Source organism: Pseudomonas sp. WS 5079 (assembly GCF_012985465.1).
Taxonomy (GTDB): domain Bacteria; phylum Pseudomonadota; class Gammaproteobacteria; order Pseudomonadales; family Pseudomonadaceae; genus Aquipseudomonas.
In genome coordinates, this window is record NZ_JAAQWN010000005.1 from 181,362 (window position 1) to 193,988 (window position 12,627).

Sequence of the window (12,627 nt, forward strand, 5' to 3'; positions counted from 1 at the left end):
TGCTGTTTGTTCAGCACAGGTTTATTGGTCTTTAAATCCCAGTTGTTTGAACAACGTGGCCATATTGTAGTAATCCGTGCACTCGATGATTTTACTATTGGCGGTTTTAATCACGCACACCCCGCGAACCAAAATCTCTTTATGGGTTGCAGCCCGATCAAACAACGTCCCTTTGTGCGTGCCTGTCATATGCCATTGAATAGTGCCGCCGCCCTCTCCCAGGCTGATCACTTCCTCGAACACCTTGAAGTCCGGCAAGGCTTGCCTGATCAAGTCGAAAAACCCGCCTAACTCGGGTTTTCCCTTCATTTTCATTTCAGCCGCGACATCCTCGTAAATGCAATCATCTGCAAAGATCGCGAGAAATCGCTGTTTGGAGGAAGTGGACCATGCGTCGGCCCATTCTTTAATCAGTTGATGATCATTCATTGTAAAAGCCTCTGAAAGTCGGGAACACGCCTCTTGCGCTGCATACTCCGCCTGACAGATACACCTTCAACTCCTGCTGAGCAGATACTCCCTCTGTTCGTAAGCGTGAAAAAAGCTTAGTTGCCGCCGCGCCATCCAACCAATGTCCAGATGGCGGTTTTTTCATTTAAGTGATCAATGGCGCTCCGTATAATCGGCCGCTGATTCCTGGGCGCCGATTAATACTGAGCGCCCGCTTGACCGTCACAAGGACTTCTCATGTTTGCTGCTTTACCCTGGCTGTACCTGGCGCTTCTTTCGATTGGCTATGCGCTGGCCCTGACCTATGGACAACTGGGGTTGCTGGCGCTGGTATCGGTCGGTTTACTGGGGGGCGCCGGGTATGCCGTGCGCCAACAACACATCCCTTGGGCCCGCTACCTCGGCCATGGCCTGTTCATCGTATTGGCCCTGGGCCTGGCGATGCACTGGCTGCCCGGTTTCTACAACGGTCGCGGCATCGACCCACAGCGCTTCACGGCCGATGCCGTGCCCTTCTCGATGTACCTGAACCAGGACAAGCCGCTGATCGGCTTCTGGCTGCTGCTCGCCTGCCCGTGGATCGTCGCTCGCCGCCCGTTGCGCCTGTCGATCTACGCCACGGCCCTGGCCTTGACCCTGACCACCATCGCCGCCCTTGGCGGTGCGGTACTGCTGGGCATCATCAGTTGGGCCCCCAAATGGCCGGACCAGGCCTGGCTCTGGGTGTTGAACAACCTGTTGCTGGTGACCCTGGTTGAGGAGGCACTGTTTCGCGGCTACATCCAGGGCGGCCTGAGCCGGCGCTTCAAACAACTGCCCTATGGCGAAAACCTCGCCTTGCTACTGGCTTCGCTGCTGTTTGGGGTGGTGCATGTGGGCGCGGGTTGGCAGTGGGTGCTGCTGGCCAGTATCGCCGGCGCGGGGTATGGCCTGGCCTACCGCTTCGGCGGCCTGGGCGCAGCGATTGCCACGCACTTTGGCTTGAACCTCCTGCATTTCGGCTTGTTTACCTACCCGATGCTGGCGGGCTGAGCAGTCCCTCTGCACTGAACACAAAAGCCGCCTTCGGGCGGCTTTTGTGTGTTCGGCGCTCGATAAAACCTAGCCGGACGGTCAGTGGTCGCCCCTCCCCCCGTTCGGCAGAATGCCTAGGAGCTTTCGTACTCACCCAACCAGCAGCGTTTCAATTGCCGGGGTTGCGATGAGGCAACCCACGCCTGTGTGTCAGGCATCCAATAAGAACCCACGCCCATGCCTCTCAAGACCCTGTCCATCTTCGGCACTCGCCCGGAGGCCATTAAAATGGCACCGCTGGCGATCCAACTGGCAAGCGATGCCCATTTCGACTCGAGGGTCTGCGTCACCGCGCAGCACCGCGAGATGCTGGATCAAGTTCTCGAGCTGTTTGAACTGGTGCCGGACTATGACCTGAACATCATGAAAGCCGGGCAAAACCTGACAGATGTGACCACGGCCATCATCCAGGGGCTCCAGGCAGTGCTGGATGACTTCAAGCCGGATGTGATCCTGGTCCATGGCGACACCGCTACCACCTTCGCTGCCAGCCTGGCGGCCTATTACCGGCAGATTCCGATTGCCCACATCGAGGCCGGGCTGCGTACCAACGACCTGTATTCACCCTGGCCGGAGGAAGGCAATCGACGCCTGACCGGCAGCCTGGCGACGCTGCACTTTGCCCCCACGCAAACCTCCCGGCAAAACCTGCTCAAGGAAGGCGTGGCCCCGGACAGGATCCATGTCACGGGCAATACCGTGATTGATGCGCTGCTCAGCGTGGTAGAGAAGCTGATGCCGATGCGCGCCCGGCTTGATCGACAGTTTTCGTTCCTGCCCAAGGGGCAACGCATGGTGCTGGTAACCGGGCATCGCCGGGAAAACTTTGGCGAGGGTCTGGAGCGTATCTGCCAGGCCCTGGCAGACAGCGCCCGGTGCTTTCCAGAGGTGGCCTTTGTTTACCCGATGCACCTGAACCCCAATGTGCAGAAGCCGGTAAAACGCCTGTTGGCCGGGATCGACAATGTGTACCTGATCGCCCCGCAGGATTACCTGCCCTTCGTGTACCTGATGACCCGCGCCTACCTGATTCTCACCGACTCGGGCGGCATCCAGGAGGAAGCGCCCGCCCTGGGCAAGCCGGTACTGGTGATGCGCGATACCACCGAGCGCCCCGAGGCTGTGGCGGCAGGCACCGTCAGGCTGGTCGGCACCGAGGTCAGTTGCATCACCCACCACCTTAACCAGTTGCTGGAGAACGAGGCCGCCTATCGGCAAATGAGCATCGCCCATAACCCTTATGGCGACGGGAATGCTTGCGTGCGTATCCGGGCTGCGTTGCTGGACCTGCCGCAAAAAAGCGAGGCCGCTGCATGAATGTCGAGAAGATTTGCGTCATGGGCCTGGGCTACATTGGCCTGCCCACCGCGGCCATTTTTGCCTCGCGCAAAAAGCAGGTGATCGGCGTGGATATCAACCAGCGCACCGTGGACATCATCAATCGCGGAGCCGTGCATATTGTCGAGCCCGAGCTGGAGCTGCTGGTCCACGGGGTGATCACCCAAGGCTACCTACGGGCAACCACTACGGTGGAGCCTGCCGAGGCGTTCCTGATCGCCGTTCCCACGCCGTTCACGGGCAACCATGAACCTGACCTGAGCTACATCCGGGCCGCTATCGAAGCCCTGGCTCCGGTGCTGAAAAAACACGACCTGGTCGTCCTCGAATCCACCTCACCAGTGGGCACTACCGAGCGCATGGCCCAGTGGCTCGCCCGGGCACGACCCGACCTGACCTTCCCGGCGACCCACGGCCAAACCAGTGATATCCGCGTTGCCCACTGCCCGGAGCGTGTGTTGCCGGGCCATGTACTGCGCGAGCTGGTGAGCAATGACCGGATCATCGGCGGCCTGACGCCGGCGTGCTCGGCGGCCGCCACCCAGTTGTACCGGACATTCGTCAAAGGCCAATGCATCGAGACCGACGCACGCACGGCAGAGATGTGCAAGCTCACGGAAAACAGCTTTCGCGACGTCAATATCGCCTTTGCCAATGAGCTTTCAATGATCTGCGCACAGTTGAAGATCAACCCCTGGGAGCTGATTCGCCTGGCCAACCATCACCCGCGGGTGAACATCCTCCAGCCAGGGCCGGGTGTGGGCGGGCACTGCATTGCCGTCGACCCGTGGTTCATCGTCAGCAAGAGCCCGGACCTGGCGCGTTTGATCCGCACGGCGCGGGAGGTCAATGAGCATAAGCCGCAGTGGGTGATCCAGCAGGTCAAGCTGGCGCTGGCATCCCTGCTGCTCAAGCGTACCGACCTGCAGGCCGGCAGCGTGCGCATTGCCTGCTATGGCCTGGCATTCAAGGCCGATATCGATGACTTGCGTGAAAGCCCGGCCTTGAGTATCGCCCGGCAACTGGGCCAGGAACTGGGGGTCAAGCTGCTGCTGGTGGAGCCCAACATCGAGGCGCTGCCCGCCGACATGGCCATGCACTCGCTGACCGACACCGTCGACGCCCTCGAGCGCGCACAGATTCATGTGTTGCTGGTCAGGCACCGCGAGTTCGTCTCGATGCCCGCCCTGCGCGATGGCCTTCTGGTGATTGATGCTGCCGGCGTGCTGGCAGCCTGAGAGGTACCGATAATGAATGCGATGGAACGCGCCGCACACAAGCAAGTGCGCCACGACCTGGAGGAGCAACGCGCTACCAGCGAACAGCTGCAGGCTGCCCTCAGCCAAGCCCGTGAGCAGATCGCCACGCTCAATGACAACCTGCACAGTGCCAATGCCAAGCGCCATCTGGCAGAACAGCGGCTGATCAAGACGCGCGCCAGCCTCACCTATCAATTGGGTTATCAATTGAAGGCCGGCACCCGCTCGCTGGGCGCATTGCTGCGCCTGCCAGCGACCTTGTTCAGGCTGTACCGCCAGGCCCGCAGGAGCCGTCCGAACACCCAGCAAGCAAGCGCTGAGCCCCCACGACAGCCGCTGCCAGCCACGGCACCGGTTACAGCGACATCCCGGCCCCGTCCGCTGGCAGAGGCCGACTACATCCACGACCACCTGTTGCCAGGCGCCCAGGACAATGCCCAGCCACTGAGAGTGGCCTGCGTGATGGACCCGTTTACCTACGATGCCTACCGCCACGAATGCCAGTTGCTGCAACTGACCCCGGCCCACTACCTGGCAGAACTTGAAGCGTTCCAACCCGAGCTTCTGTTTATCGAGTCGGCTTGGCGCGGCAAGGATGACTTGTGGCACAACAAAGTGGGGCACAACTGCGAGGAACTGCGGGGCACCTTGCAGTGGTGCAAGGAGCACGGCGTGCCCACGGTGTTCTGGAACAAGGAAGACCCCGTGCACTACGAAACCTTCCTCAACACGGCCAAGCAATTGGACTTTGTATTCACCACCGATATCGACTGCATTCAGCGCTATAAAGGCGCATTGGGTCACGAGCGTGTCTACCTGCTGCCCTTTGCCTGCCAGCCCGTGGTGCACAACCCGATTGAGCTGTATGAACGCAAGGACGGGTTCTGCTTTGCCGGTGCCTACTACGTCCGTTATCCCGAACGGACCCGTGACCTGGTCAATCTCATCAGCGAACTGCCACGCTTGCGCCCCTTGGAGATCTTTGATCGCAACTTCGGCAAACAAGACGCCAACTATCAGTTCCCCGCCGAATATCAACCCTACATCGTCGGCACGTTGAGCCCTGCACACATGGACCTGGCCTACAAAGGCTATCGCTACGGGGTCAACCTCAACTCGATCAAGCAATCCCAGTCCATGTTCGCGCGGCGCGTCTTCGAGCTGCTGGGCTCCAACACCCTGACTGTCAGCAATTTTTCCCGCGGCCTGCGCGTATTGCTGGGTGATCTGGTAATTACCACCGACAACAGTGCGCACATGCTCAACCGGCTCAAGGCGCTGGCGGATAACCCGCAACATAGCGCCAGACTGCGCCTGGCCGGCTTGCGCAAAGTGATGCAGGAACATACCTACGCCCATCGCTTGCGCTATGTCATGGCCAAAGTCAGCGGCACGCCCCAAGACGATCCCTTGCCCAAGATTTGCATCATCGCCAATGCGCTCAACAATGCCGAGCTGCTGGCACTGACCCGGCACCTGCAGCGCCAGCGCTACAGCAATATCATCATGAAGGTCGTGGTGAACACGGGCGTAACCGCAACAGACCCGCGATTACACCTGATCAGCCGCACGCAGTTGAACGCCGTTACCGTGGCTGAACTGGCCAACGGCGCCGCCTGGGTTGGCGCGATGGTCGCGCAGGACTACTACGGCCCCCACTACCTGCTCGACCTGGCCCTGGCCACGCGCTACAGCCAGGCCAACGTGATCGGCAAGGCGACGCACTACGTAGCCGATGAGCATGGCATCCACCTGCACAATGCCGGGCAGGACTACCGCTGCGCCAGCGCCATCGCCGCCCGTTGCGCGCTGATCAAGCCCTCATTGCTGGCCAGCCAAACGGTTGGCGACTGGCTCCACGCCCTGCCCTCCCTTGAGTACCGCAACCCGAAGGCCCTGGCGAGCGACGTCTTCAACTACTGCAAAAACGCGGCGGGCACCCACCCGCAGCAGGTCAGCGCCATGGTGGATGATCTTGCGGTGGATAGCGGTGTGAGCCTCGCCACCCTGCAACGGCACGCCGAAACCATTCCCCCGCTGCAAGCGAGCGCCAGTACGCCGTACATCAGTGGTGCAGCCCTGGCGAAACTGTTTGCCCCCATCGCCAGCAAGTTCCTGCAAACCAAGGTCGATGCCGATACCTGGCATATCTCCTCATCCCTGGCGGACGGTAGGCACGAGTACCATTACGCCAGGCAGGAACTGCCCGTGGCCCAACTGGCAACCGACGCGCCTCTGCAACTGTTCCTCGACGCCACCCCAGGCTTGAACATTCAGTTGGTCGTCCTGTTCCTGGATGCACAGAAACAACGCATCAGCCATCTGCTGCAAACGGCCAATCGCAACCAGAGCTGCGAGGTCCCTCCCGAAATCGCCTACGTGCGCCTGGGAATCCGTGCTTACGCAAGCGGCAGTTCCACGATTAAGGAACTGGTCCTCGGCCATCGTGATATCCAGCCATCCACACTGCTCGCCAAGGCCGGGCACCTACTGCTGACCAACCACTACCCGGCCTATGACGATCTGTACCGCAACGGCTTTTTGCACACCCGTGTGAGCGCCTATCAAGCACAAGGCTTGCCGGTGGATGTGTTTCGCCTGCGCGCAAATGAGCCGGTCAGCTATCAAGAATTTGAAAACGTCGATGTCATCACTGGCTCCCAGGCAGCCCTGGCCAACATGCTTGGGTCAAGGTGTTATCAATCGGTGCTGGTGCATTTTCTGGACCCGCAGATGTGGGAAGTCCTGCGCCTGCACGCCATCCCCACCATCGTCTGGGTGCACGGTTCCGAAATCCAGCCATGGTGGCGTCGGGCGCACAACTATGGCAGCGATGCGCAACGGCAACTGGGCAAGCTCGAAAGCGAGCGGCGCATGGGCTTCTGGCGCAAGCTGCTAAACCCCATGCCGGCCAATTTGCAGTTGGTCTTCGTATCGCATCACTTTGCCGAAGAGGTCATGGAAGACCTGGGCTTTCGCCTGCCAAAAAGCCAGTACCGGATCATTCACAACCCGATCAATACCCAGTTGTTTTCCTATCAGGAAAAACCGCCGGAACAGCGTAAGAAAATCCTCTCGATCCGCCCTTATGCATCGCGCACCTATGCCAATGACCTGAGCGTCAAGGCCATCCAGTTGCTGGCGCAAAAGCCCTGGTTCAGTGAACTGCAGTTTCGCCTGATCGGGGATGGGCCGTTATTCGAGGAGACATTGGCGCCCCTGCGCCAATACCCCAACGTACAGATTGAAAGGGGCTACTTGAAACAGTCCGAAATCGCCGAACTGCACAAACACTATGGGGTATTCCTGTGCCCCAGCCGCATGGATACCCAAGGTGTCTCTCGTGATGAAGCAATGGCCTCGGGCCTGGTACCGATCACCAATCGAGTCGGGGCAATACCGGAGTTTGTCGATGACAACAGTGGTTTTCTAGCGGCCCCGGAAAGTTTCATCGAGCTGAGCGAAGCCATTGAAACCCTGTTCCTGCACCCCTGCACTTTCCAGGAAAAATCCCTGAGCGCCAGACAACGCGTGGTCATGCAAAGCGACACGCTGCAGATTTCAAAAGCTGAACTCAACCTCATACGAGACACAAATGACCATCGAGAAAGAGTCGACACTCCAGATAATCCTGCTATCGACACTCGGCTGGTGCATGTCATTGGCTCGTAAATTCATACGAGTCACTCCGACCGCAACTTTCACCGCCCATACCGCACATTTTTGCGCGCAAGGCCTATTGATCGTAACGTTCCTGTTACCGCTGAAAATCCTCATCCTGCTGGGCTCCGAGTCAATTCCCGAATATTTGCCGCAGGCATTCAAGTCGTTCAGCAAACCCTGGCTGATTATTGGCCTCAGTTTATTGACCGCTGTGTTTTATGGCCTCTATTTGCTGTCGGAAGTTATCGCGTCACGTTATTCGAGAACGGGCGCCTACCAACTAATGAACCACAACCAGAAGTCCAACAGTCTGGGTAACCAGCGACCTCTGGCAGTATTGGCGTTCTCCAGGCTCACCCGAGGCTTGTCTGCGGCCAGTTTTGTGACCATTGCCCTGAGCCTATTGCTTTACATCTACCCGGCGCTGCTGACCATTGCCCTGGCCTATATTGCGGGGGTCACGACACTGATCATCGTTTTATACAACCGCAAACACCGCATACGTTCAATTGTGCAGCGCCACCATCATGCGTTGCTCAATGCACTTTCGTCCCTGGGGTTCCTGGGGACATTTGCCTTCATGGTCATGGACTTTCTGTACATGACACCTGCCCCCATCTCTATCGCGCTCATTTCATTGATTCTGGTCCGGCAAAGCCTTGCCCGGCTCAAGTCGATGATTGAGGACGCTATCTACCTGAAAAACCATCAACAGAAAATCAATGCGCTGTTCTTCGCCTATTGATTGCCAACGTGCCGAACAGGAGTGGGTTCCCGTGAATCGTATTGCCATGCTCGTATGGAACGAATTTCGCAACGACGCCCGCGTGTTGAAACAGGCCCAGACACTTCAGTCGGCGGGCTATCAAGTCACGGTTTTTGCCCTGCATACCCCAGGTATAACCTGCCAAAAAGAAACCCTCGCGGATGGCACTCAGGTGATACGAGTCGCGCGGCGTCCGGTATGGCGGTGGCGCAGCGCCAAGGCGCAACAATCGAGGGGCGCGTCGGCGACTGGCAAGCCAATGTCAGTGCTGCGCGTACTTGCGCGGGTATGGACACATATCGGCCTGGTGACCCGTATCGCCTGGCATCGCGCAACGGTGATCCACGCCCATGACGTCAATACCCTGCCCAGCGCCTGGCTCGCCGCCCGGCTCAGCGGGGCCAAGCTGGTGTATGACGCCCACGAAATCAGCACCAGCCGCGAAGGTTACGGGCGCTATCGCCAGTGGGTGGCGCGGGTCGAGCGCACGCTGATGCCCAGGACTGACGGCAACATCACCACCACCGAGACGCGGGCGAAGTTCTTTGCCCGCGCCTACGCCATTGCCCGCCCGCTGGTGCTGCAGAATCGGCCACGGTTGAGCAGCAGCCCGCCAACACAACGGATCCGCCATGAACTGGGGCTGGTACAGCCCTGGCCGATCATCGTCTATCAGGGCGGATTGCAGCAGGGACGCGGGCTGGAGCGCCTGCTGCGGGTAGCGGCAAGCGTACCGGATGCCTATTTCGTGTTGATTGGGGGCGGAAATCTGTGCGGGCCGCTGCTGGCATTGCGCGATGAACTGGGCCTGGCCGAGCGCGTGCATTTTATCCCCGTGGTGCCCCTGGCGGATCTGCCCAGCTACACCGTATCAGCCGATATTGGCGTGCAACCCATCGAACACACCTGCCTGAACCACTTCACCACCGACTCCAACAAGCTGTTCGAGTACGTGATCGCCGGGCTGCCGGTAATAGCCACGGACTTCCCGGAGATTCGCCGGATTGTCAAAGCCCATGACATCGGGTTGCTGGTGCCGGCCGGTGACGACCTGCAATTGCGCGCGGCTCTCAGGCATTTGCTGGATGACCCTGTGCTACGCCGCAGGTATGCCGGCAACACACGAATTGCCGCCAGGTACCTGAACTGGGAACAGCAGGAGGCAGAGCTGGTAACGCTGTACTACCGGTTGACGGGCATGGGCCAGGTGCATCCATGACGATGCGTATCCTGTTGTTGAGCTACTACTACCCACCTGACCTGGCAGCATTTCGGGTCGAAGCGATGGTCGAGGCCCTGCTCGCACACCCTGGCGGCGAGGCGCAGATCGACTTGCTCACCACTTGTCCCAACCGCTATGCCGCCTCTTACGTGGCAGGCAGCGATGGCCCACAACGACCGGGGCTTTGTATTACGCGCATAGCCCTGCCCAGGGCCCCCAACAACTTCCGCGATCAGGCAAGGGGGTTTGCGGCCTATGCCCATGGCGTACGCAAGGCGATAAAAGGCAAGGAGTACGACTTGATCCTTGCCTCCTCCTCGCGGCTGATGACCGCCGCGCTGGCGGCCTCGATTGCCCGGGCACGCAAGACCCCGCTCTATCTGGATATCCGCGATATTTTCGTCGATGTGCTGCCCGAGCTTTTCCCTGGCCTGCGCGGCAACATCCTCGCCCGGCTGTTTGCCGTGGTCGAGCGACTGACGATCAACCAGGCCTCGCGGATCAACCTGGTGTCACCGGGGTTTCTCGGTTACTTCGTCGCGCGCTATCCGCACAAGAGGTTTGCCACCTTTACCAATGGCATTGACGATCTGTTTTTCCAGTCAGCGCTCCCCCAAGGCATACCCTGCGCACCTGCCGGCCGATTGAAAATCGTGTATGCCGGCAACATCGGCGCCGGCCAGGGCCTGGAGAAAATCATCCCGCAACTGGCGCAACGGTTGGCCGACCGTGCCAGCTTTTATGTGATTGGCCATGGCGGCACCCTGCACAAGTTGCGCGATGAGCTGCAACGCCTGCGCATCACCAATGTCGAGCTGATTGCCCCCATGCCCCGCGCCCAGCTCATCAATCACTATCGCCAGGCCGATGTGCTGTTTTTGCACCTGAATACGTTCAAGGCATTCCTCAAAGTCATACCCTCAAAACTGTTCGAGTACGCCGCCACCGGCAAGCCGATCCTGGCGGGCCTGGATGGTTACTCAAAACACTTCGCCACCACCCATATCGCCAACACCGCAGTGTTTGCCCCCGCAGACCTGGAGTCCGCCATCGCCGCCCTGGCTCGACTCAGGCTCGAACCCACCGACCGTTCGGCATTCATTCGCGATTACGCGCGCACGACCATCCAGCAACACATGGCGATCGACATTCTGAGCACCCGATAAGCGCCCGCCGATTATTGCAAAAATAAGTTAAATAAAAGCCCGCCGGGGCCGACAACCTGTCAAAGCCTTGCGGATTGATCAATCATGCGTAATAACCAACCCGTTACCCAGCGCGAACGTACCTTCCCCGCTCAACAACGGTTGATCTCCACGACCGATGCCAAAGGCGTGATCACTTACTGCAACGACGCGTTCGTCGAAATCAGTGGGTTTTCCCGGGATGAACTGATGCGCGCCCCGCACAACCTGGTTCGCCACCCGGATGTGCCGGCCGCGGTGTTCGCGCATATGTGGGCGACGCTCAAACAAGGCTTGCCATGGATGGGCATCGTCAAGAACCGCTGCAAGACCGGCGATCACTACTGGGTCAACGCCTATGTGACCCCGGTGTTCGACGGCGAACAGGTGATCGGCTACGAGTCGGTACGGGTCAAGCCGACCGCCGAGCAGATCCGCCGTGCCGAAGCGCTGTACCAGCGGATCAATCAGGGCAAGTCGGCCATCCCGCGCAGTGATAAATGGCTGCCGGTGTTGCAGGACTGGCTGCCGTTTATCCTGGTCAGCCAGTTGAGCTTCCTGATCGGCATCTGGTTCAACTCCCACTGGGGTTTTGCCCTGGCCGCCGCACTGTCGGTGCCGCTGGGCCTGCTCGGCCTGAGCTGGCAGCAGCGCGGTCTCAAGCGCCTGTTGCGCCTGGCCGAACAGACCACCTCCGACCCGCTGATCGCGCAGATGTACACCGACAGCCGTGGCGCGCAAGCACGCCTGGAGATGTCGATCCTCAGCCAGGAAGCCCGCCTGAAGACCTGCCTGACCCGCTTGCAGGACACCGCCGAACACCTCAACGACCAGGCGCGTCAGTCCAACACCCTGGCCCACAACAGCTCGACCGGCCTGGAACGCCAGCGCGTGGAGACCGAGCAGGTAGCCACCGCCGTCAACCAGATGGCCGCCACCACCCAGGAAGTCGCCAGCCATGTACAACGTACGGCTGACGCCACCCAGGAGGCCAATCGCCTGACTGGGCGCGGGCGTGATATCGCGGGCGAAACCCGCGAAGCCATCCAGCGCCTGTCAGTGGTGGTTGGGGAAACCGGCGTGACCGTGACCCAACTGGCCAAGGACAGCGACGAGATCGGCGGCGTGGTGGATGTGATCAAGGGCATTGCCGACCAGACCAACCTGCTGGCCCTGAACGCCGCCATCGAAGCGGCGCGCGCCGGTGAAATGGGCCGCGGGTTTGCGGTGGTGGCCGATGAAGTGCGGCAACTGGCGCAACGTACCAGCGAATCCACCGGGCAGATCCATGCCCTGATCGCCAAGTTGCAACAGACCGCCAGCACCGCCGTGCAGACCATGGATGCCGGGCATCGCCAGGCCGAAGAAGGCGTGGCGCGAGTGATGGAAGCGGACGCGGCGCTGGTGGGGATCAGCGAGGCGGTGGCGCACATTACCGACATGACCACCCAGATCGCCGCCGCGACCGAGGAGCAAAGCTCGGTGGCCGAAGAGATCAGCCGCAATATCAGCACCATTGCGCTGTTGGCGGACCAGACTTCGGAGCAGGCGTTGAATTCGGCGCAGTTGAGTGAAGAGCTGACCCATACGGCCAATACGCAGTATTCGCTGGTGGAGCGGTTTAACCGCTAGATCGCTACCGCAGGCAAGCCAGCTCCCACATTTTGATCT

The 12,627-nt window shown here is 60.0% G+C and carries 9 protein-coding genes; 8 read left to right on the plus strand and 1 reads right to left on the minus strand.

The genetic code is table 11. The annotated features are described in order from the left end of the window. Nucleotides 1-21 precede the first annotated feature (21 nt). A complete protein-coding gene (locus tag HBO05_RS15270; protein WP_169954194.1) occupies nucleotides 22-429 on the minus strand; it encodes an ester cyclase in 408 nt (135 codons plus the stop codon). Between the two features lie 258 nt (nucleotides 430-687). Between HBO05_RS15270 and HBO05_RS15275 the strand changes: the two genes are divergently transcribed. From HBO05_RS15275 to HBO05_RS15310, 8 genes are all read left to right on the plus strand, one after another. Then, the gene (locus tag HBO05_RS15275) at nucleotides 688-1,482 is read left to right on the plus strand and encodes a CPBP family intramembrane glutamic endopeptidase (RefSeq protein ID WP_172313164.1); all 795 of its coding nucleotides are present in this window, start codon (nucleotides 688-690) and stop codon (nucleotides 1,480-1,482) included. A 219-nt stretch (nucleotides 1,483-1,701) separates the two neighbouring features. Further along, a complete protein-coding gene (wecB, locus tag HBO05_RS15280) occupies nucleotides 1,702-2,841 on the plus strand; it encodes a UDP-N-acetylglucosamine 2-epimerase (non-hydrolyzing) (RefSeq protein WP_169954196.1) in 1,140 nt (379 codons plus the stop codon). Next, complete coding sequence (wecC, locus tag HBO05_RS15285; protein ID WP_170043333.1) at nucleotides 2,838-4,100, plus strand: UDP-N-acetyl-D-mannosamine dehydrogenase; 1,263 nt, start codon at nucleotides 2,838-2,840, stop codon at nucleotides 4,098-4,100. The genes wecB and wecC overlap by 4 nt, the downstream gene beginning before the upstream one ends. 12 nt (nucleotides 4,101-4,112) lie before the next feature. Continuing rightward, nucleotides 4,113-7,793, plus strand: coding sequence for a glycosyltransferase (locus HBO05_RS15290; protein WP_172313167.1), 3,681 nt, complete (start codon nucleotides 4,113-4,115; stop codon nucleotides 7,791-7,793). Then, the gene (locus tag HBO05_RS15295; RefSeq protein ID WP_172313170.1) at nucleotides 7,717-8,529 is read left to right on the plus strand and encodes a hypothetical protein; all 813 of its coding nucleotides are present in this window, start codon (nucleotides 7,717-7,719) and stop codon (nucleotides 8,527-8,529) included. Before HBO05_RS15290 ends, HBO05_RS15295 begins: the two co-directional genes overlap by 77 nt. Before the next feature lie 31 nt (nucleotides 8,530-8,560). Beyond that, nucleotides 8,561-9,769: a glycosyltransferase family 4 protein gene (locus tag HBO05_RS15300; protein WP_346343158.1), complete on the plus strand. Its 1,209-nt coding sequence runs from the start codon at nucleotides 8,561-8,563 to the stop codon at nucleotides 9,767-9,769. Beyond that, complete coding sequence (locus HBO05_RS15305; protein WP_172313173.1) at nucleotides 9,766-10,938, plus strand: glycosyltransferase family 4 protein; 1,173 nt, start codon at nucleotides 9,766-9,768, stop codon at nucleotides 10,936-10,938. The genes HBO05_RS15300 and HBO05_RS15305 overlap by 4 nt, the downstream gene beginning before the upstream one ends. Nucleotides 10,939-11,022: 84 nt before the next feature. Further along, nucleotides 11,023-12,588, plus strand: coding sequence for a PAS domain-containing methyl-accepting chemotaxis protein (locus HBO05_RS15310; RefSeq protein ID WP_038442232.1), 1,566 nt, complete (start codon nucleotides 11,023-11,025; stop codon nucleotides 12,586-12,588). The last annotated feature ends 39 nt before the right edge of the window (nucleotides 12,589-12,627 follow it).